The sequence below is a fragment of the Corynebacterium sp. FDAARGOS 1242 genome (assembly GCF_016889985.1).
Classification (GTDB): Bacteria; Actinomycetota; Actinomycetes; order Mycobacteriales; family Mycobacteriaceae; genus Corynebacterium; species Corynebacterium minutissimum_B.
Map to the genome: position 1 here is coordinate 1,341,735 of NZ_CP069568.1, position 20,423 is coordinate 1,362,157.

The 20,423-nt window shown below is 61.3% G+C and carries 22 protein-coding genes; 9 read left to right on the forward strand and 13 right to left on the reverse strand.

The features are described from left to right. Window positions 1-56 precede the first annotated feature (56 nt). The 4 genes from I6J72_RS06355 (at window position 57) to I6J72_RS06370 (ending at window position 3,754) form a co-directional block, all read left to right on the forward strand. On the forward strand, window positions 57-1,487 hold the full coding sequence (locus I6J72_RS06355) for an amino acid permease (RefSeq protein ID WP_204100358.1): 1,431 nt from the start codon (window positions 57-59) through the stop codon (window positions 1,485-1,487). Between the two features lie 679 nt (window positions 1,488-2,166). Continuing rightward, window positions 2,167-3,024, forward strand: a complete 858-nt coding sequence (locus I6J72_RS06360; RefSeq protein WP_204100359.1) for a DUF559 domain-containing protein — start codon at window positions 2,167-2,169, stop codon at window positions 3,022-3,024. Between the two features lie 57 nt (window positions 3,025-3,081). Further along, complete coding sequence (locus I6J72_RS06365; RefSeq protein WP_204100360.1) at window positions 3,082-3,291, forward strand: helix-turn-helix transcriptional regulator; 210 nt, start codon at window positions 3,082-3,084, stop codon at window positions 3,289-3,291. After that, a complete protein-coding gene (locus I6J72_RS06370; RefSeq protein WP_204100361.1) occupies window positions 3,284-3,754 on the forward strand; it encodes a transcriptional regulator in 471 nt (156 codons plus the stop codon). Before I6J72_RS06365 ends, I6J72_RS06370 begins: the two co-directional genes overlap by 8 nt. Before the next feature lie 309 nt (window positions 3,755-4,063). Here the strand turns inward: I6J72_RS06370 and I6J72_RS06375 are convergent, their stop codons facing one another. The 8 genes from I6J72_RS06375 to typA all read right to left on the reverse strand — a co-directional run bounded on the left by I6J72_RS06375 (window position 4,064) and on the right by typA (window position 11,773). After that, window positions 4,064-4,627, reverse strand: a complete 564-nt coding sequence (locus I6J72_RS06375; protein ID WP_204100460.1) for a GtrA family protein — start codon at window positions 4,625-4,627, stop codon at window positions 4,064-4,066. 77 nt (window positions 4,628-4,704) lie between these two features. Continuing rightward, entirely contained in the window at window positions 4,705-5,529 is an 825-nt protein-coding gene (locus tag I6J72_RS06380; RefSeq protein ID WP_239107535.1) for a pseudouridine synthase, read from the reverse strand. Continuing rightward, window positions 5,530-6,615 carry a succinyldiaminopimelate transaminase gene (gene dapC, locus I6J72_RS06385; RefSeq protein ID WP_204100362.1) on the reverse strand — a complete coding sequence of 362 codons (1,086 nt, stop codon included), beginning with the start codon at window positions 6,613-6,615 and terminating at the stop codon, window positions 5,530-5,532. It lies immediately after the preceding gene. A gap of 3 nt (window positions 6,616-6,618) precedes the next feature. Then, window positions 6,619-6,942, reverse strand: coding sequence for a ferredoxin (gene fdxA, locus I6J72_RS06390; protein ID WP_005327491.1), 324 nt, complete (start codon window positions 6,940-6,942; stop codon window positions 6,619-6,621). A gap of 50 nt (window positions 6,943-6,992) precedes the next feature. Continuing rightward, the gene (locus I6J72_RS06395) at window positions 6,993-7,385 is read right to left on the reverse strand and encodes a hypothetical protein (protein ID WP_204100363.1); all 393 of its coding nucleotides are present in this window, start codon (window positions 7,383-7,385) and stop codon (window positions 6,993-6,995) included. Continuing rightward, a complete protein-coding gene (locus tag I6J72_RS06400; protein ID WP_204100364.1) occupies window positions 7,382-8,251 on the reverse strand; it encodes a PIG-L family deacetylase in 870 nt (289 codons plus the stop codon). Before I6J72_RS06400 ends, I6J72_RS06395 begins: the two co-directional genes overlap by 4 nt. Then, on the reverse strand, window positions 8,241-9,842 hold the full coding sequence (locus I6J72_RS06405) for an ABC transporter family substrate-binding protein (RefSeq protein ID WP_204100365.1): 1,602 nt from the start codon (window positions 9,840-9,842) through the stop codon (window positions 8,241-8,243). Before I6J72_RS06405 ends, I6J72_RS06400 begins: the two co-directional genes overlap by 11 nt. Window positions 9,843-9,862: 20 nt before the next feature. Beyond that, window positions 9,863-11,773: a translational GTPase TypA gene (typA, locus tag I6J72_RS06410; RefSeq protein WP_115021654.1), complete on the reverse strand. Its 1,911-nt coding sequence runs from the start codon at window positions 11,771-11,773 to the stop codon at window positions 9,863-9,865. Window positions 11,774-12,020: 247 nt separating this feature from the next. Here typA and I6J72_RS06415 point away from each other — a divergent pair, with 247 nt between their 5' ends. The 3 genes from I6J72_RS06415 to I6J72_RS06425 are packed head-to-tail and all read left to right on the forward strand — an operon-like array spanning window position 12,021 to window position 14,244. Further along, entirely contained in the window at window positions 12,021-12,743 is a 723-nt protein-coding gene (locus I6J72_RS06415; RefSeq protein WP_204100366.1) for a hypothetical protein, read from the forward strand. Next, the gene (locus I6J72_RS06420) at window positions 12,743-13,279 is read left to right on the forward strand and encodes a DUF402 domain-containing protein (protein WP_115021652.1); all 537 of its coding nucleotides are present in this window, start codon (window positions 12,743-12,745) and stop codon (window positions 13,277-13,279) included. Before I6J72_RS06415 ends, I6J72_RS06420 begins: the two co-directional genes overlap by 1 nt. A 44-nt stretch (window positions 13,280-13,323) precedes the next feature. After that, window positions 13,324-14,244 carry a DUF808 domain-containing protein gene (locus I6J72_RS06425; protein WP_204100367.1) on the forward strand — a complete coding sequence of 307 codons (921 nt, stop codon included), beginning with the start codon at window positions 13,324-13,326 and terminating at the stop codon, window positions 14,242-14,244. 3 nt (window positions 14,245-14,247) lie between these two features. On the opposite strand, the gene zupT is transcribed toward I6J72_RS06425, so the two are convergent. Next, entirely contained in the window at window positions 14,248-15,045 is a 798-nt protein-coding gene (zupT, locus tag I6J72_RS06430) for a zinc transporter ZupT (protein ID WP_204100368.1), read from the reverse strand. A 124-nt stretch (window positions 15,046-15,169) separates the two neighbouring features. Between zupT and I6J72_RS06435 the strand changes: the two genes are divergently transcribed. Both I6J72_RS06435 and I6J72_RS06440 read left to right on the forward strand, forming a co-directional pair. Then, complete coding sequence (locus I6J72_RS06435) at window positions 15,170-15,988, forward strand: hypothetical protein (protein ID WP_204100369.1); 819 nt, start codon at window positions 15,170-15,172, stop codon at window positions 15,986-15,988. 248 nt (window positions 15,989-16,236) lie between these two features. After that, the gene (locus tag I6J72_RS06440) at window positions 16,237-16,491 is read left to right on the forward strand and encodes a hypothetical protein (RefSeq protein WP_204100370.1); all 255 of its coding nucleotides are present in this window, start codon (window positions 16,237-16,239) and stop codon (window positions 16,489-16,491) included. A 9-nt stretch (window positions 16,492-16,500) separates the two neighbouring features. Here the strand turns inward: I6J72_RS06440 and I6J72_RS06445 are convergent, their stop codons facing one another. From I6J72_RS06445 to selA, 4 genes are all read right to left on the reverse strand, one after another. Then, window positions 16,501-16,800: a HigA family addiction module antitoxin gene (locus tag I6J72_RS06445; protein WP_070671880.1), complete on the reverse strand. Its 300-nt coding sequence runs from the start codon at window positions 16,798-16,800 to the stop codon at window positions 16,501-16,503. An 8-nt stretch (window positions 16,801-16,808) separates the two neighbouring features. Then, the gene (locus I6J72_RS06450) at window positions 16,809-17,090 is read right to left on the reverse strand and encodes a type II toxin-antitoxin system RelE/ParE family toxin (protein ID WP_082013920.1); all 282 of its coding nucleotides are present in this window, start codon (window positions 17,088-17,090) and stop codon (window positions 16,809-16,811) included. Between the two features lie 267 nt (window positions 17,091-17,357). Then, a complete protein-coding gene (gene selB, locus I6J72_RS06455) occupies window positions 17,358-19,124 on the reverse strand; it encodes a selenocysteine-specific translation elongation factor (RefSeq protein ID WP_204100371.1) in 1,767 nt (588 codons plus the stop codon). Beyond that, entirely contained in the window at window positions 19,125-20,411 is a 1,287-nt protein-coding gene (gene selA, locus I6J72_RS06460; RefSeq protein ID WP_204100372.1) for an L-seryl-tRNA(Sec) selenium transferase, read from the reverse strand. Between the last annotated feature and the right edge of the window lie 12 nt (window positions 20,412-20,423).

Sequence of the window (20,423 nt, forward strand, 5' to 3'; positions counted from 1 at the left end):
AAAAAGCACCGTTTAGGCGCCCCTTTTTTACCCAAACACCTAGGCAGCTGCCTACAATGCTAAAGGTGACTGCTCAAAATGATTCCTCTACTCGCTCTCTCGGCAGCGGCCTGAAGGTCCGCCATCTCACCATGATGGGCCTAGGCTCCACCATTGGCGCGGGCCTTTTCCTGGGTACCGGTGTGGGCATTTCCGCCGCCGGCCCAGCTGTTTTGTTGGCCTATCTCATCGCTGGTTTCCTTGCTATCCTCGTCATGCAGATGCTTGGTGAAATGGGCACGGTCATCCCCGCCTCCGGCTCTTTCTCCGAATACGCGGAACACGGCATCGGCCGCTGGGCAGGCTTTACCCAAGGCTGGATTTATTGGCTCGCCACCGTCGCAGTCCTCGGTGCCGAAATCACCGGTGCCGCAGGTTTTATCGGCGCGTGGTTCGACTGCCCACCGTGGATCCCTGCCGCCATCTGCGTCGCGCTCTTCGGCCTCATTAACCTGCTGCGCGTGCGCATGTTTGGCGAGTTCGAGTACTGGTTCGCCTTCATCAAGGTCGCCGTCATTGTCCTCTTCCTCATCATTGGCGCGCTCCTCGTCTTCGGCCTCCTGCCCGGCCACTCCTTCATCGGCACGTCGGTCTTCCTCGAAGACGGCTTCATGCCTAATGGCCTCGGCGGCGTCGCTGCCGGCCTGCTTGCTGTGGCTTTCGCATTCGGCGGCATCGAGGTCGTCGCCATCGCAGCTGCCGAGTCCGAGGACCCCGAGAAGTCCCTCGTCAACGCTGTGCGCACCACAATTACGCGCATTTCGGTGTTCTACCTCGGGTCCGTCCTCGTCATCACCTTCCTCCTGCCTTACTCCTCGTTGGGCTCCGCGCAGTCCGCTGCCGAATCGCCCTTCACCATGGTGCTCGACCGCGCCGGCATCCCAGGTGCTGCGGTCATCATGGAGGTTGTCATCGTCCTCGCGCTGCTCTCCGCCTTTAACGCACAGATTTACGCCTCCTCCCGCATGATGCATTCGCTGGCTTCCCGCGGTGAGGCTCCCAAGCTTTTCGCTTCGACTGACCGCCGCGGCGTGCCCACGGCCGCCATTGCTCTCTCCGTGGCGCTGTCCGTGGTCATGGTCGTGCTCAATTACGCCGATACCGGCTGGCTTTTGTCCTTCATGCTCAACGCAGCCGGCGCGTCGTTGCTCATCGTGTGGGTCTTCATCGCCGTGAGCCAGCTGCGCCTTCGTCGCCAGCTCGAGGCCATTCACCCGCTGCCGGTGCGCATGTGGGCCTACCCTTACCTCACGTGGTTCGCCCTGGCACTCTTTGCTGCCATTGCAGTGCTCATGCTTACCGACGCCTCCGCCCGCATCCAACTCCTCTCCGCCGCCTCCATGTTCGCGGTGCTCGCCATCGCAGGCGTTATCAACGCCAAGGCCCGCGGCATCGCCCCCACGGCTCGTCTCCCGCTGCCTACCGCCGCCGAGCTAGAAGCCCGCTAGCTACCCTGCTCCTCTCTTCTCTCTCCTATTACCACTTTCACTGCCGTTCTCTCCCCAACTCTCCTCTCCCCCTGCCGTTCTCTCCCCTTCCCCTCCCCAATCCGCGCGTCTTACCCTCCCTTCGCGCTCACCATCGACCACCAGAGCGCCACTTCAACCCGCCCCGTGAGCGCAAAGGGCGTTGTGAGCTAATCCCGCACCACCCCGCGCCTCTTACCCTCCCTTCGCGCTCACCATCGACCACCAGAGCGCCACTTCAACTCGCCCCGTGAGCGCAAAGGGCGTTGTGAGCTAATCCCGCACCACCCCGCGCCCCTTACCCTCCCTTCGCGCTCACCGTAAGCGCCACATGTTGTCGAAACTTGATTTCGGTGAGCGCAAAGGGTGGTGTTCATTGGTGGGGCGATGCGAAGGGTGTAAGGCCGTTGGCAACGAGTCGGTGCGAAAGGTTGGGGGCGGCGCGAGGGGTGGTAGGCGCGGCGAGCTGGCCTGCCCTCAGCCCTTCGCGCTCACAACCGGCCTCCACTACCACATTCCGCCACTCGTCGGTGAGCGCGAAGGGAAGTTATCCACAGGAGAACACCAATCGAGCCCTGGGGGCCGCTCGCGAGAGCAAGTTCTCCACAGGCTGAGGTTGGGGTGGTGGGGACGTCGCTAAGCACTGCTTATTTTCGGTCCTATGGGAACATGGACTACTGCAGAACTACGCGAACAGGGACTCGGCAAAGAGGCCATCAAGCGGAAGCTTCGCGAGCGCACGCTCTTCCGTGTGCATCGGGGGATTTACACCGACGAGTGGACGCCGCTGGCGGTCGCGCGGGCTTTGGTGCATGGGTTGAGCCACGTTCATTTCACGGGCAAGACTGCGCAGGAGATTTACCTCGGGCGACAGCTGACATTTCCCCTGGAAGCAGAGGGGCCGCGAACTCTTAAAGGGAAGACGTTTCGCGTGACGCATTCGCGGCTTCGCGCTACAACCAAGGTGGGAGGCCTGCCCGTTGTCGAGGCGCTGTGGTCGGCGCGCCGTATAGCTGGTGCAAGTGGCCCCTTGTTGGAGAAGCATTATCGCGGCAAGGACGGGCCTGGGCGCTTAGAGAAAGACCAGCAGAGGATGCGGCGGGTGCCGCGCAGGCTAAAGGAGGCGATTCGGAACACCCCGATAGGCACGGATAGCCGGTCGGAGCAGGAGCTCAGCCGAAGTTTGCGGGCGAAAGGGATTTACCCGGAGCATAATGTGCTCATCGCGGGGTACCGCTTCGACTTCCTCATTGACAAACTCATCATCGAAGTTGATGGCTGGCAGTACCACAAAAGCAGTGAGGTATTTCAGGCTGATCGGTCGAAACAAAATGCGGCTGTCGCTCATGGCTACACAGTTTTGCGCTTTACTGCCGACGATATCCGCTACCACCTCGATGATGCACTCGACCTCATTAAAGCGGCGCTTGAGCTGCTCAAAGGTCGAAAACCGCAACTGCCCTCGTGCGTGACGCAGCCCTATTGGATGTGGCATTTATGCCTACAACGGTTGCCTTAGTGTCAATTATTCTTTACACTGAGTCATGTAAGCGCGACACACCGTAAAGGAGGTTCGATGCCCGACAACCCCAACATGGTCCGCAAATGGCGGCGTTGGCTCGAGCTGTCACAGGCTGAACTCGCCGAAAGAGCAGGCGTCTCCCGCCAGACCATCGCGAACATTGAACGCGGCAACTATTCCCCTTCAGTGCATCTCGCCCTAGACATCTGCCGCGAACTTGGAAAAACCGTCGAAGAAATATTTGGAGAAGATCAACATGATTAATGCAATTGCCAACTACTCACTTCGAGAAATCGAACGTGCATCACACGACGAATACGAGCGCGAAACCTTCTACAAGGCGTGCACCATTGCTGCGCCCCTCATCCAGTTTCTCGAACTCGTCGTCGCTGCCATTCTCGCGTGGGTGCTCCCAGGTCAGATGAGCATGCTCTGCCTTCTCGTGCTTGTGCCCACGGTTATCGGAAATACCATTGGTACGGTGTGGCTGCGCCGTCGCGTCGCCACACCACTCGTCAGCCGTAATTGGACTGTGATGGTCTTGTACCTCGTACCGCTCATCGTTATGTTCGCCGGCATTGCGTGTAACGCCTACAAGCCTGCCCCGGCCTCTTATCTCATTGGCGCCGTGACTGGTGTTATGACCGTGGTGATCCTGACGCCCTTCATTCGACGTCGCCAGCATCGTCGCGACCAAGCCCGCCTCGATGCCGAACTCGAGGACTAACTGCTTTCATTTTCCGGCCCGCCCTTCGCGCTCACCGCGGAAGGCGGGTGTTGCTGTTTTCTCATCCCTGTGAGCGCCAAGGGGGTTGGATGCTGTTCTTTTGCTGGCTCCCCTTCTGGTGCTGCATGCCCTTCGCGCTCACTGAAACTAAGAATCTCGCGGAAGGGGCGTTTCCCGTGAGCGCGACGGGGTCAGTAGGCGAAGAATTTGCCCTTCGCACCGGAGAAGCAGAAAGACCCCGCGAGCGGACGCTGGTGAGCGCGAAGGGTGGCGAGGCAGGAAGCACGTAGCCTCAAGCCACAACGACGCTTAAGCGGGCTCAGTTTCGTGCACCACGACCGGCTTCTTGGGCGTCGAGCGGAAGGTCCACAGCTTGTTGAACACAAAATTGATGGGCATGGCCACGACGATGGAAATGGCGTTCGCCCAGTAGTACATCGTGCGGAAGCCGGTGGTGTCGTCGAAGATATGAGGCGGAAGCTGCAGCGGCGAGGTCGGATTCATCAGCAGGTACTGGACGGCGAGGGTGACTAGGTAGGCGCCGATACCAGTGATGAGGAACGGCAAGAATCCGCGCAACCACGACACCTTGTTCACGGACTTGAATGTCCACATGCGATTGAGCTGGTAGTTCCACGTATTAGCCACAAGAAAGGCAATGGTGGAAAAGAGCATGAACCAGCGCACGTGGAACTGGGTGCCAAAGAGGTTAAACATCGCATCATGCGGGGTGGCGCCGAACCAGGCCAAGCCGCATTTCGCGGCCACGATGGAGGTCGCAATGTTAACCAGCGTGCCCGAACCGCCTACCAGTCCGAACTTGATGAACTGGCCGAGGTTCGAGGCAAAGCGAGCAAAGCTCAAGTCCGCCATGGACCCACCCTTCATGCAGAATGCTCAATATTGATGAATAAAACTTCGTACGAGTTTAGTCCCTCGCCTCGCGCAAATTAAAAACGCTCGCCGTGCACGCGCTTAAACACACGCTCACGGCCACTTATGGGGTCAGGAAAGCTCATCGCGACGTGCGCAAGCTGCAAAGGCGAAGAGAAATCATAAAGGGCCAGCCCGCGGTCCACGGGATAGGTATCATCGCCCACGATCGGATGGCCCAGGTGATTGAGAACCACGCGAATCTGGTGGGTATGGCCGGTGAGCGGCCAGACGTCGACAAGCGTGCCTTGGGCACGCAGGCGAGTCTCCGTAAGAGTACCGGAAGGATCCACGCGCACTTGGCGCTCACCACGCACACGCCGCATGCCCAGCCGCACCGTGCTGTCGAACGAGAAGGGCGCTGCCACCCGAGCTTGGTAATGCTTCACCACCGCTCGCTCCTGAAAAAGACGCTGATAACAAGACCGAGTGCGAGGATTGCGCGAGCACAACACCAGCCCGGCAGTCAGCCTATCCAGACGGTGCAGCGGCACAATCTCGTCCTCCCCGAAATCCACACGCAGGCGAGTCTGCAGGGCCTCGCGCACGATGCGCCCATTCGACGTCGTGGGCACAAAGTGCGGCTTATCGACGACTATCAGGTCCCCGTCCTCATACACCACCCGGTAGTCAAAGGGAATGGGCTCTTCACACGGGATGGACGGGTGATACCACGCCAACGTGGGCCCTGGCAATGGAGTGCCCGGCTCCAAGCGAGTCCCAGGTGAAAACGCGGAATCGCCCGCCTCCCCCGCCCAGTAGGTAGGAGAAACAGGCACGATGCCGGTGAGCATCACCTTGCGCGGGCTAATCCCCTCCCGCGCTGGAGGGCGAAAGGCCACTTACGCAGCCAACCGTGCGACCGCTGCGGCGATGCGCTCATCAGTGCCGTTCAAGCCAATGCGCACGTACTGCTCGCCGGCGGGTCCATAAAAGTCACCGGGAGCCACGAGGATGCCGCGTTCTGCCAGCCAATCGACGGTTGCGCGGCAATTCTCACCACGCGTAGCCCACAGGTACATGCCGGCTTCTGAGTGCTCGATGGTGAAGTTAGCGTCGGTCAGCGCGCGCATGAGCTTGGCGCGGCGGGCGGCGTAGCGCTGGCGTTGGAGGGCTTCGGAGGGGTCGTCGTCAAGCGCGGCGACCATGGCGGCCTGAATCGGGCCCGGAACGATGAGCCCTGCGTGCTTACGCAGTTCCAGCAGCTCCGCGATGAGCGCGTTATCGCCGGCAAAGAAACCGGCGCGGTAGGAGGCCATGTTCGCGGACTTGGACAGCGAATGCATAGCGATGAGCCCGGTGTTATCGCCGTCGGTGACCCGCGGGTCGAGAATGGATACGGGCGGGTTCGCGTCATCCCAGCCGAGGCTCATGTAGCACTCGTCGGAGGCCACGATGGCATTGTTCGCGCGCGCCCAGGCGACGATCTCGCGCAGCTTGTCGACGCCCAACACCTTGCCCGTCGGATTCGACGGCGAATTGATGAACACGAGCGAGGCATCCTCGAAGTCCTCATCCGCGCGAAGAGGCGTAGCGCCGGCAAGAAGGGCACCGACCTCGTAGGTGGGGTATGCCACCGAGGGGAAGGCCACGGTCTGGCCGCGCATGCCCAGCAAGGTGGGCAGCCAGGCGATGGCTTCCTTGGTGCCGATGACCGGCAGGACCGCGTCCACCTGCATGTGGTAGCGGCGTTCCAAAGCCTTCGCGATGGCCTCCCGCAGCTCCGGGGTGCCCTGCGTCTGTGGGTAGCCAGGAGCTTCCGCTACGGAAGAAAGAGCTAGCTGCACACCGGGCGCGACCGGATCAACTGGGTTGCCTACAGAGAGATCCACAATTCCGTCCGGATGGGCCTGGGCCTTCTTCTTGGCATCGGCCAAGGAGTTCCAGGGGAAATCCGGAAGAGTATCTCCGAGCGGCGTGCGGCTCATGGTCTACTCCTGGTTCTGGGGCGGGAGTGCGGCAATCATTGGGACGTCGAAGTCCTGCGGCCCAAGCGCAGCCGCGCCGCCCGGGGAACCAAGATCATCGAAGAAGGCAGCGTTGGCGTCGTTGTAGTCGAGCCACTCATCCGGAACATCGTCCTCGTAGAAAATGGCTTCGACCGGGCAAGCAGGCTCGCAGGCGCCACAGTCCACGCACTCGTCCGGGTGGATGTAGAGCATGCGCTTGCCCTCGTAGATGCAGTCGACCGGGCACTCTTCAACGCAGCCGCGGTCCATCACGTCGACGCAAGGCTGCGCGATGGTGTAAGTCATAAGGGGTTCAAACTCCTGTGTGTCACGGGTTTTCTACGAATAACAGTATGCTACTCCGGCTTAAAAAATGGCCAAACGCTACCCGCGATTCCCGCCGTCAACAGGAGCAGGCTAAGAATATTATTGGCCAGCAAGGAACCATCACCGATGGCTCCTCCCAGCAGGAATGCGAAGAATCCACCCGCCCACGCGAATCCCGGCAACCCCGCGATGTAGGGATTCTCACTCCACAGCCGCGCTGTGCGCGTGAGCACCCCATTGAACCAGAAGGCGATAAGGACGGTGATGGGGAAAGGAACGCTGGTTCCGTCGAACCACGGCACGCGTGCGGTGAGGTACACCACCTCGAGGGTCAGCGAGCACAGCGCTCCCAACACCAGCCATACGAGGCCACCTATTTGCTCGCCGCGAGAGAAATCAGTGCGGATGGCGCCTTCCCTCACTTCTCCCCCAACAAGGAATCCTGCGGTGCGCCTTGGCCCAGCTGGTAATACTCGTGGCGCAGAAGCGGCATGGTGAACAGGTTGGAGAGTGCATAGGCGGCGGGTACTTCAGCGGGGTTGCTGAGTCCAGCCTGGGCTGCATGTGGGTTGACGGGGTTGAGCGAACCATCGGCCAGCCAAATTTGCGTGGCGTGGGCGAGCATGGCGGCGCGCTTGGAGGCTAGGGGGACGTCGGCAAGCGCATAGGCCACGTCGAAACCTTCGGTGGTGAAGTTATCCAGGTAGGCCTTGGCCGGCAGGCTCCAGCCCTCCGGCGGAGTGATGGACTCCAGCGCGCGGTAGTGGGCAGCGCGCTCGAAAATGGCCCACCAGATGCGCTGCTCGGGCGCCGCGGCCGCATGCACCGCGCGGTGCACCGCGATGTGATCCGGGTGGCCATAGCCACCATCGGGGCCATAGGTAAGCACGGCGTGCGGCTGCAAACGCTGCAGGTGAGCCTTGAGCACGTCAGTTGCCTCATCGACGCGGTTGACCAGCGCCTGCGGGTTCTCGTGCGCGGGTGAGCCCGCCATGCCCGAATCGCGGAAGTGTCCGAACCCGCCGAGCTGGATGCCGCGAACCCCCAAAGCGTCGAGAGAACGTTTCAGCTCCCAAGCGCGGAAGCCTCCGAGGCGATCGCTTTCCGCCAGTCCCTGGTAGGTCTTACCAATAACCTCGCCTTCCTCGCCCAACGTTGCGGTAATGACGGTGACGTCGGCGCCGCGAGCAGCCATATCCGCTAGGGTGCCACCGGTGAAGAGCACCTCGTCATCCGGGTGTGCATGCACGGCTACAACACGGTAACCGGTGAGATCTTTAGTCATCATCTTTCCTCCACTGCGGTGCGCTAACGAGGCCAGAATCCCAGTCCTCAATGCTTTGTCCGGGCCCCACGATACCTTTGCCCAAGGCGTGAATTCGCACTTCATTCAGCAGAGGGACAAAAAGCACGTGCTCCGCATTAAGCTGCTTCACCCGCTCCTGGGCCGCCAAGGAGTCGAGGGAACCATCGAGGATTTTCGCCGCGGTTTCCTCGGCCTGCTCGGGGCAGAAGCCGTTGAGCTCGCCTGCGGGGCTGCTCGACGTCGCACAGGTGAAAAAATCCGCCATGCTCAACGAATCTTTACCATTCTCGTCCCAGGCCAAGACCACGTCCACCTTGCCGGCGGGAAGCAGCTCCGTGGTGATGGTGCTGAGGCGTTCGGAGACAATTTCGACGTCGATAGCCTTCGACTGCAGCACGTCCGCGATGGTGTTGGCTGCTGCCAACGCAGTGGGGCTGAGGGGATCGACGGCGATGCGCAGTGGCTTGCGCCCGGCGCGCTCGCGTAGCGGGAAGAGCTCGACGGGGTCGCTAAAAGGATTGTGGCCGGGCTCTAAATTGGAGGAGCGGCCCGTGGCCAGGCGCGCGATCTGCTCAGTGTTGAGCAGAGAGGCCAGCGCGCGGCGTTGGGCTTCTTCCGGCAGAGCCTCCTCGAGAGTGGACATGTGCACGCGCAATTGGCGTGAGCGTGTTACTACCCCAGTGTTGACGTTGTTGAGCAAGCTCAAGCTCTCCAGACTGGTCTGCTGCGGGGTAAAGTCCGCAAACCCAATCTGGTGCGAGCGCAGCATATTAACAGCCTGGGTGGTATCCCGAAGGGCGCGGAGCTGGATGACGTCAATGGTCGCAGGGTCCTCACCCCAGAAGCGGTCATTGCGATTCAGCGTGATGACGCCGCGGCTGCGGTCCATGCCGGCCACCATGTAGCGCCCAGCAGAGGCCGGAATGCCCTCCGAGAGAACAGAAGAAAACTCCTTGTCCACCAACAAGTGAGAGGGCAGCAAATGGGCAAAAAGCCTGTGCCAGTCCTCGACGCGGCGCTCAAAGTCCACTGTGACAACGCGGCCGCTACCCGACGTCCTCACCGCCGAGATCGCCTGGTACCCCGACGCCGAATTGGCCCCGGGTGTACGGGTGATCTGTGACCACAGGTAGTGGAAATCCGACCCGCTAATCGGTGTGCCGTCCGACCATTGCGCGGGCCCGGCAATGGTGTAGCGCACGCGCATGGCGATGGTGCCTGGGGCATCGATCTCCTCTGCCGATTCCAGCACGTCCGTATCCATCTCATCGCCGTGGAAGGCGGAGGGAAGGACGAGCTCCGCAATCTGGCTCACCAACTCCGAGTTATGTGCGATGAGGTGCGGATTAAGGCCGCCGCGCAGTGGGTCTACGCCGATGGCCACGGTGCTGCGCTCAGGCAGCACATCCTCCTCCGGATCCTCCTCTGGAGTGGGGCTTTCCGTAGTCGACTCGGTGGGCGACGCACTCTGCTCGTCCGCCTCCACGACGGGCGGTGGTCCAGGATTAGCCTGGCAAGCACTCAACCCACTGACCAGCACACACGCAGCCAGCAATCGGGAGAAACGGACCACGCCACCACACCTTCAACGCTTTACTTGTTGAGCTGCTTCGCGCGAGCAGCGGCACGCTTGCGGTCGGTCGCGGAGAGTTCGACCTTGCGCACGCGCAGCACCTTCGGGCCAACCTCGACGCACTCGTCATTGCCACAGAACTCAAGCGCCTCATCGAGAGACAGGGTCTTCGCCTTAGCCAAAGTGACGGTGGCATCCGCGGTGGCGGAGCGCATGTTGGTGAGCTTCTTTTCCTTCGTGATGTTGATGTCCATATCCTCATCACGGTTGTTGGCACCAACGACCATGCCCTCGTAGGCCTCCATACCCGGCTCGACGAAGAAGTCGCCGCGGTCGGCCAGCTGCTGCAGTGCGTAGGCGGTGATCTGGCCGGAGCGGTCAGCCACGAGCGAACCAGTTGGGCGAGCCTTGATTTCACCAGCCCAGACGTCCAGGCCGTCGGAAATGGAGTTGGCAATACCTGCGCCGCGGGTCTCAGTCAGGAACTGCGTACGGAAACCAATCAGGCCACGGGCTGGGATGCGGAAGACCATGCGGACCCAGTCACCCTCGCGCACGTCCATGGACTGCATCTGGCCCTTGCGGCCAGCCAGCAGCTGGGTGATTGCACCCTGGTGCTCCGAGGGGGAATCGATGGTGAGCATCTCGTAAGGCTCCATAGTCTTGCCGTCGATGACCTGGGTGACCACCTGCGGCTTGCCCACGGTGAGCTCGAAGCCTTCGCGGCGCATGTTCTCAATAAGCACGGAGAGGGCCATCTCGCCGCGACCCTGCACCTCCCAGGCATCTGGGCGGTCGGTCGGCAGCACCTTGATGGACACGTTACCGATGAGCTCCTGGTCCAGACGGGCCTTGACCATACGTGCAGTGAGCTTGTCGCCGCCGCCCTGGCCAGCCATTGGGGAGGTATTAACACCAATGGTCATGGAGATGGCCGGCTCATCAACCTTGATGCGCGGCAGCGGCTCAGGGTTCTCCACGTCAGCGATGGTGTCACCGATCATAATGTCGGAGATGCCGGAGATAGCCACGATGTCACCCGCGATAGCCTCGGTATCGGGCTGGCGCTGGAAGCCGACGGTGCGCAAAAGCTCTGCCACCTTGACGGTCTTAGTGTGCATCTCGCCTTCGTCATCGTAGTGAATCCAGGCCACCTGCTGGCCCTTCTTGATGGTGCCGGAGTAGATGCGCAGCAGAGCGATACGGCCCAGGAAGTCATCGGAGTCCAGGTTGGTCACGTGTGCCTGGAGCGGGCCGTCGACCGACGCAGAGGGCTCGGGCAGGACGTCGTAGATGACGTCGAAAAGCGCCTGCAGGTCCTCGGCGTTCGGGACGTTGCCGTCACCCGGGTTCTCGGTGGAAGCCTTGCCCTCGCGGCCGGAAGCGTAGAGAACCGGCAGATCCAAAAGCTCCTCTGCGGCGGCAGCGGCTTCCTCGTCTTCCAGACCGGCGGCGATTTCCAGCAAGAGGTCCTGGGCCTCGGTCACCACTTCGTCGATGCGGGCATCCGGGCGATCGGTCTTGTTGACACAAATGATCACTGGCAGCTTCGCCTCAAGCGCCTTGGTGAGGACGAAGCGGGTCTGCGGGAGGGGGCCTTCGGAGGCGTCGACAAGCAGCACGACGCCGTCCACCATGGAAATACCGCGCTCGACCTCGCCGCCGAAGTCGGCGTGACCCGGGGTATCGATGACGTTGATGATGAGATCCCCGCCGTCCTTGCCTAGGCCCTTGCGGTGAATGGCGGTGTTCTTCGCCAGAATGGTGATGCCACGCTCGCGCTCCTGATCATTGGAGTCCATGACGCGATCCGAGTGTTCGCCATGGTCGCCGAAAGCGCCGGACTGTTCCAGCATGCCGTTGACGAGGGTGGTTTTACCGTGGTCAACGTGTGCGACGATGGCTACGTTACGGAACTCAGTATTACTCACGTGTGGGGTGCTCCTTCAAGCATGATGCGTTAGCGGTGTGAACGGCCCTTAAATATACTCGCTCCACCACATCCATGCAGCATCGCGTTCCTTGTGTAACGAATTCATATCGAGTGCCGACATACCCCACAGTAGAGCTCGTTTCGAGTTGACTACGCCAAAAAAGTGAATATTGTGACAGCAGATACTGTTGTGGCGCGTGTGACTAATGTTGTTTGCGCGCGCCGTCTTCTACACAAGGATGTCCATGGCTCTCGACGAACAGCACTCCACCGGCAGCGCCGCCCATCGCGGCCTTGCCGGAATGACGGCTGCTGTGATGCTGGGCCTGCTCAGCGTCACCCCTGCGCATGCTGATGCACCCGATCTCTCCTCCCTGGCCACTGCCGCCCACAGCAGCAATCCGCTGGACAGCCTCGGCCGCCCCACCCCGGAGACTCAGGAACGCGTCCGCGCTTTCGCCGCACAGCCATGGATCCCCCAGGATGCCCGTAGCGCTATCCTCACCGCCCTCAATTTCACTGCTGGTGAGGACGGCGAAGGTGGCGTGGCCATGCCGGAGGGCAACAACCCCGCCTTCCGTCAGTTCTACTGGCCTACGGTCTCCGCGCAGTGCATCGGCGGGCAGGGCGATTCGGTCGGTTCGGCCATCGCTGTGCCCGGCCCTACCGATATCCCCGCTCCCGGCGCCGGGGAAGGCGAAACCGTCTTCCTCTTCACCGCCTTGGGCACGCCCACCGCAGCTGAGCAGCAGGGCGCAATGAACGTCCAGTGGTTCAACCTGGATACGTTCCAGTTTGGCACCACTCCGCTGTTCAACAACGGCATCAACGCCGATGGCCCCACGACTGTTTCTGGCCGCGCCAGCACCGGCAAAGGAACGGTCGTGGCGATCCTGTCTGGCTCCGTCAACACTGCTGATTCCTCGTGTACCTTCCCACCCACCGCGGCCTTCCTCGAGGTGAACTAATGAGTACTGAGCTACATCCAGTCAAGCAAGAGACCTTTAATACGGCGGCCAACACCAACGTTGACCCCAAAGGGTTTGTGCGGGAGGTAGACACCTACCGCGTCACCGATTTCGGTCTCTACATGGCCCGCGGCGCCAACCACCCGCGCTTTGGCTACCTCGAGTCGTGGCTTCTGCCGGAGTTGGGCCTGCGCGCCAGCATCTTCCACTTCCGCGAGGGCGTCGACGTGGAGCAGGATTTCTACTTCGATGTCGCCGATATCGACGTTGAGGGTGACGTGTGGACCACCCGTGATCTCTATGTTGACCTGGTCTCCACCTCCGGCGAACCGGTCGACGTGCTCGATATCGACGAACTCGCCGCCGCCACCTCCACGGGCCTCATCAGCGCCGAAGAGGCCGAGCGCGCCATGGAACGCACTCTCACGGCCGTAGAGGGTATTACGCGCTATGGCGATGACGCCATGGACTGGCTGCGTACGTTGGGGATGGATCTCACGTGGGCTGACAATGTGGAACTCGTCCCCGCCGAGTAGCCTAAGGAAAGCACTCTTCTCCCTACCTCAAAAGGATGTAAGCCATGGCCGGTGGCCTGTTCGCCCTGCTTGACGACGTCGCCCTCATCGCCCGATCCGCCGCCTCCAGCGTCGATGACGTGGCGGCACTAGCCGGCAAGACCTCCATGAAATCCGTCGGTGTGGTCGTCGACGATGCAGCCGTGACCCCGCAGTTCGTTGATGGTGTGAAACCGCAGCGAGAGCTGCCCATGATTTGGCGCATCACCAAGGGCTCGCTCATCAACAAGCTCATCATCATTCTGCCCATCGCGCTGATCCTCTCTTGGATCGCTCCGTGGGCCCTCACCCCGATTCTCATGTGCGGCGGCACCTACCTCTGCTTCGAGGGCGCGGAAAAGATTATTCACTTCCTCTTCCACCGCGGTGAGGAAGAAAAGAAACCTGTCCGGGAGAAAGGCGCCGACGCCGAAGATTCCCTGGTGCGCTCCGCTATTACGACCGACCTTATTCTCTCCGCGGAAATCATGGTCATCTCGCTCAACGAAGTCATCGACCAGCCCTTCTGGATGCGACTGGCGTCCCTCATCGTTGTGGGCATCATCCTGACTCTCGGCGTTTATGGCGCGGTCGCTGTCCTAGTGAAAATGGATGACATCGGCATGGGCCTCCTTGAGCGCAACAACGGGGAGTCCGCTCTTGGCACCGCCTTGGTCAAAGGTATGCCCGTGGTCCTCGACATCATCGGTGTCATCGGTACCGCGGCGATGCTGTGGGTCGGTGGCCACATCGTCATCAAGGGTCTGCATGAATTCGGCGCGGAGCAGCCTTACGGCTTCATTCACAGCGTCACCGAGAACATCAGCAACGGAGCGCTGACCTGGCTGGCGGATACCGGCATGTCCATGGTCTTCGGCCTCATTCTGGGCACAGTCGTGGCCACCGTCATCATGGCGGTCAAGGCCACCGCTGAGCGCGTGAAGTAGCGCCTACATAAACAACATCAGCGATACCGCCATGATGGCCATGCCGGCAATCAGCCCGTAAATGGCGAAGTGATGCTTGCCGGTCTCCTCCGCGGTGGGCAGGAGCTCATCGAGGGAGATGAAGACCATGATGCCGGCAATGGCGGCGAAGCTCAATCCCATGGTCGCCGGCCCAATAAAGGGCATGAGAATAGCAAAGCCAATGAGCGCACCGACAGGCTCCGCGAGACCCGAAATGGTGGCCCACCAGAAGGCTTTCTTCCGCGAGCCCGTCGCCGCGCGCAGAGGTACTGCTACGGCAATGCCCTCCGGAATATTGTGAATGGCAATGGCCACGGCGATCGGGATCGCAATTTCAGGGGCCTCCAAGCCGGAGAGGAACGTAGCAAAACCCTCGGGGAAGTTGTGCAGCGCCAGCGCAAAGGCGGTGAAGACACCTGTCTTCATGAGTCTCCTGCGGCGTGCGTCTTCCTCCGTCGTCGCCGGCTCGTGCGGGTTGATTTCCTCCGGCACGGCACGGTCAATGATGGCGATGACGGCAATACCGACAAAGAACGCGATGACCCCCAGCCAGGTGGCCGTTTTTTCGGTTCCGGAGGCCTCCCCCAGCTTGGCGATGCCTTCCGGGAGAATCTCCATAAAGGACACGTAAAGCATCACTCCCGCAGACAGGCCCAGGGCAGTCGCCATGAACCCCGGGCCTGGCTCGCGCTTTCCGACGGCCAGCGCGCCCCCGATGGACGTCGACAAGCCAGAAAAAAGCACGAGGCCGAATGCGAAAGCGACGGTGGCTAGATCCATAGTGGGAAACTATAGCGCTTTTGAGTCGTCGTCCGTGGACGTCGCCACAGAGATGATTCCCCCTCTGCGTAAGATTGATACAGTCCACCCTTCCCCCAACAACACGAGGTGACTTCGCACAACCATGGCGCTGTACCCGCTGGCCCCCTCTTACTTCGGTGTTGAGCACGTGGCGGTCCTCGACCACGTCAGTCTCGGCACCGCGTTGAGCATCCCGGGGTTGGCATCGGAGCCTGTGCTTGTCGACGTCTCCCTCATCCCCGACCCCGCCACCCGCGGCTGGCGCATCCGCTCGCCTTTTGGTTTCTTGGGAGCTCTCGATGGCGAGGAGTCCGCGGAGTATCCGTCACTCGCCCGTCTGCGCGCGGCCGGGCTGACGCCGTCGACGCATGCGACGGTCGAGATTATCGACGGCGCCGTCGACGTGGCAGTCGCCCTCGGCCTCGATCCCTGGATGATTCCCGCGAATAACCAGCCGGAAGGCACTGCCTTGATGGCCGGCGGGCACGGCGTGCTTATCGACGTCTCCGCCGGCCAACTCACCGCCCACCAGCTCTGCGAGATGGGCACCCAACAGCTCATTGTGTCCCTCGTCGTCCTCGACGGCACCGTGCTCGCTACCTGCGGTGACCTCGTCCTTGGCCCATGCACATCGCTGAGCGACTCCCCCGCCCTCGCCGCCGCCTTCGAGGCTGCCACCTCTTCCGGCGCAACGCTCACTGCCCGCGCTTATGCCGCTGCCGGCCGCATTGCCGTCGACCTGCCCCTCGATCTCAGCGAGCTCTTTTCCCCCGCGCTTCCCCCGCTGCCGCTTTCGCCGGATCACCCCGCCATTCCGCCTGTTCTCGACCTCACCGCCGACTGGGACGTCACCGCCTCAGCTGCCCCTCTCGCATCCCCGCTTCCCACCGGCCCGCGCACCTTCATCTCCCCGAACTCTTAGCGCCCTCCTGCCACAGCTTCCCCGCCACCGCTCGCCTACCACCAAGGGGGCAAAAGCACCTTTTAACAAGTACCTTATGCACTTCTCCTTACGCTTCGACCTGGGCTTTCTCCAAAACCGCCCCACAAATGGTTCCCCTACTTTGGTGCCTTTGCCTGTCCGTCTCGAGTTCAAGACAATGTCCCGCTAGCTAATGTAGAGTTACCCATCACATACATGCAGCCACTCTAGCGTTCAGGAGTCACACAATGGGCAACAAGAAGCGCAACAACGGTAACAGTCAGCCTTCAACACAAACCGAGTCCGAGCGCATTGAAGCCTCAAAGCGTCGCTACAATCGTCGGATGGAGCATATAGCCACTCGCCAGAAGCGATACGCCGATCGTGATTTTGCAATATGGGCTGAAGATTCATGGGGAAGCGACGACCCCGATGTCGGCAGCCGACGTTCCGTTCACTCACACTCCGGCGGCCGCGTGCAGTCGAACCGTTCGCGTTACTGAATCTTGCACTCAGGCCACTTCGAGCGGCTCAATACTGCTAACTTCTTCAGCTATTGAATCCTCTGCTAGTTCGAGCTCGTATCGTCCTTGCAAGTTCACCCAGAACTGCGGTTCTACCCCGAAATACCTTCCTAAGCGCAGCGCAGTGTCTGCTGTAATTCCGCGCTTGCCGTGGACGATCTCGTTAATCCTGCGCGGTGGGACTCCAATGGCCATAGCTAACTTATGCTGGGTAATCCCAAATGCCTTAATGAAGTCTTCGTTGAGCACTTCTCCAGGATGAATAGGTGGATACAACTTGGTACTCATGCCGCTCCTTAGTGATAATCCTCTATTGCCACATCCGCCGGGCCCGCTTCGGTCCAGCGAAAAGTAATCCTCCATTGTTGATTGACTCGAATGCTGTACATCCCCTTTCGATCACCTTTTAAAGCTTCCAATCGGTTCCCCGGCGGAACACGCAGCGATTGCAGGGAAACTGCTGCATCAAGCTGATGAAGTTTTCTATTTGCAGTCTTGTGGATTCTCGAATCAATCCGGGGTGACGCTTGGCGCAACCAGACAAGCTCGGTGTCTCGGTTAGCAAACGACTGGATCATGTCCTCAATCTACAAAACATAACGGAATCCGTCAATAACGATATCCGTTAAGTTTTCAGACACTCAAGCCTAGAGTGCTCTCTTAACTTTGAAGGCATCCCCTCATGGCTGTGGCAGACCAAAGGCACCTTTTAACAAGTACCTTATGCACTTCTCCTTACGCTTCGACCTGGGCTTTCTCCAAAACCGCCCCACAAATGGTTCCCCTATATTGGTTCCTTTGCTCCTAGCACCGCGCCCTACTGCTAAGCAGCCACCCACCAGCACCTAGAGCACCGTCCGCTGCCCGTCCACCAAGCGAGTCACCCCAATCGAATCAAGGTGTTCTAGCAGCGGGATAGCAACCCGGCGCGTCGTCCCCAACGCTTTGCGCGCAGCCGAAAGCGTAAAAGGCTGCTCCAGCTTGGCAACCACAGTCTGTGCTTCACGGGGCGCGGAGGGTAACAACACCACTCCCCCGTGCAGTCGGAGCAAACGCCCGGCGCGCTCGGCTGCGGCAAGCTCTTTGGCTCCCAGACCTAGGTCTTTGAGGTCTTCAGCCTCCGGTGCTGCAAAACAATCATCGCGCAAGCGCCGCTCGAGCTCGGCCACGCCTTTTTCAGCAGGCCCCAAATCCACACTCTGACCAGGCAGTCGGAGCACGCCGTCGACCGATTCGACCTTAGCCGCAGCCACCGCTAGTCCCAGGAGTGCGGGTTCAGTGAGCTGCAACGCATCCATGGCAGCTGGCCGCGGCAGCCCCGGTGCAAGCGGGTTGGCCTCTGAATGCTCCGTCACCGCACGCAGCAACTCCTGTTTCCAGAGGGAAACCTGGCCAGCGGAGATCCACCAATCCCGAAACTCGATGATTCCTGCTGGCCGCTCCGATATGGAAAACCCGTCGCGGATGAGGTTGTCCACGCGGTCGTAGCCGCTGCGCTTCAGCCAGTCAGCCGGATCCTGCGGAATTACCTGCGCCAACTGCTCTGCACGTTTCTTCGCGTCCCCGCGCCGAGTAAGCGGAGCTGGGTGCACGTCCGCAACCTCTACTCCGGCCACCACATGCCGCCCACCGGGGCTACGCACGACAAACCTATCGAGCAGAGTAAGCGGCAGCGGCTCCTCGAGAGTCAGTCGAGCAAAGTCGCCTCCCAGCGGGCGCAACCGCGCGCCGACACCAGCAGTGCCAGTGTGGACCACGAGGTTTCGAGGCAGCTCCGCCATATCAGTACCAAACGTGCGCCGTACATCCACCGTCTCAAGAACGCGCCATGCACCAGGACTGAGCAATGCATCACCGCGATGAATCTCGTCTGCATCTACCCCGCGAAGGTTCACCGCCACGCGGGAGACCGGCCCCGCTGAGGACACGGAAGCATTCTCACTCTGCAGCCCTCGGACCGCGACCTTTCGATCGCGCAGCATGAGCTCATCGCCCACCGCTATCGTGCCCGCCGCCAGCGTTCCAGTCACCACTGTGCCAGCGCCTTTGACACTAAACGCACGGTCTACCCAAAGCCGCACCCGGGCGTCCTTATCAGGCGCTGGCATGCCAGAAAGAAGAGCATCCAAAGACGCACGTAGCTTATCGACGCCCTCCCTCGTCTTCGCCGACACCTCAATCACGGGGGCATCAGCCAGCTGTGTGCCAGCCAGCTCTGCCCGGACCTGTGTTGCAACCTCTGCTCGGCGCGTCTTATCCGCCTTATCGGCACGGGTCAGCGCCACGATGCCATGCTGCACGCCGAGTGCCCGCAGCGCATCGCGATGGTCGGTGGACTGCGCCTGCCAGCCTTCGTCGGCAGCGACGACGAACAGCACCACGGGGGCCGGCCCCACCCCGGCGAGCATGTTCCCCAGGAACTTCTCGTGGCCCGGCACGTCCACAAAGGCCACGTCCGCGCCGGAGTCCAGCTTGGTCCACACAAAGCCTAAGTCAATCGTGAGCCCGCGACGCTGTTCCTCGTCCCACCGATCCGGTTCCATGCCGGTCAGCGCCTTCACCAAGCTGGATTTTCCGTGATCCACGTGGCCTGCAGTGGCGACGACAAACACCTACATCACCGCCTGAATCGCAGCAATGAGCTCCGCATCCTGGCTCTCTGGCACGCACCGCACGTCTATGAGGCAGTGCCCTTGGCTCACGCGTGCCACCACAGGTGTGGCCCCCAGGCGCAGCGGCGCAGCCAGCTCTTCCGGCAACGCCACGGCCCAGCCAGGCAACGGCATCTCTGGGGCACCGCCGCCGCCTACGCGCCCGTCGTGCTCGACGACGTCTGCCCCGACCGCGGCGGCAATCCTCGCAGTGCGCTCCTTGTGGCGCTCGGCAGAAATATGCAGCGCCTCGTGCACCGCGTTGGTCGAGGTAGAAATAGCCGCTTCCAAGGCATTGAGGCGTAGCTTGTCAATACGCACCGCCCGTGCCAGCGGGTGTTTCTTGCAGGCAGCAATGGCCTCCTTCGTCCCTACGAGCACGCCTGCCTGCGGGCCTCCGAGCAGCTTGTCCCCAGAGAAAAGCACCACGTCGGCGCCATTGCGCAGGGCCTCGCTCGCGGAGGGTTCGTCGGGAAGCACCTCATCCGGCGTGAGTAGTCCCGAACCGATATCCGCAATAAGCGGCAAGTCCGTCAGTTGACGCAACTGCGCCACAGGCACCGAAGAGGTAAAGCCGCTGATGAGAAAGTTCGACGGATGCACCTTGAGAATCGCGCCCGTGTTCTCCCCCAAGGCGCGCTCATAATCAGCCAGGTGTGTTCGGTTCGTTGCACCTACCTCGCGCAGCCGCGTAGCCGTGGATTCGATGAGCTCCGGCAGGCGGAAGCCCGCGCCGATCTCGATGAGCTCCCCGCGCGAGATAATGACCTCTTTGCCGGGCGCCAGCGCCGCCGTGGCCAACAGCAACGCGGACGCACCGTTGTTCACTACGAGCGCGTCCTCCGCGCCAGGGCACGCGGCCAGTACCGCCTCAGTAGCTGCGCGGCCCCTGTTTCTGGAGCGCAGCCCACTGTCCAGATCCATTTCGACATCTGTGTAAGACGCCGCCGCCACGAGTGCATCCACCGCTGCCGGTGGCATAGGGGCGCGACCCAAGTTCGTGTGGACGATAACGCCCGTGGCATTAATGACCGGACTCAGTGAATAGGGCCGTACATCCTCTAGCCTCGCCGCCAGCTCCTCCTCAATCTGGGAGGGCGCGAGGGAGGCAGAGCGGACGTCGTCAAGCACAGCGTCAATAACCGCACGAACCCTGTACGGAGCCACGCGCTCGTGCGCTGCCTGCACTGCCGGATACTGGAGGATCGCATCCATCTTCGGGATGAAGCGGCGGGGGTCTGTCGTCATGGGTCCTCCTAG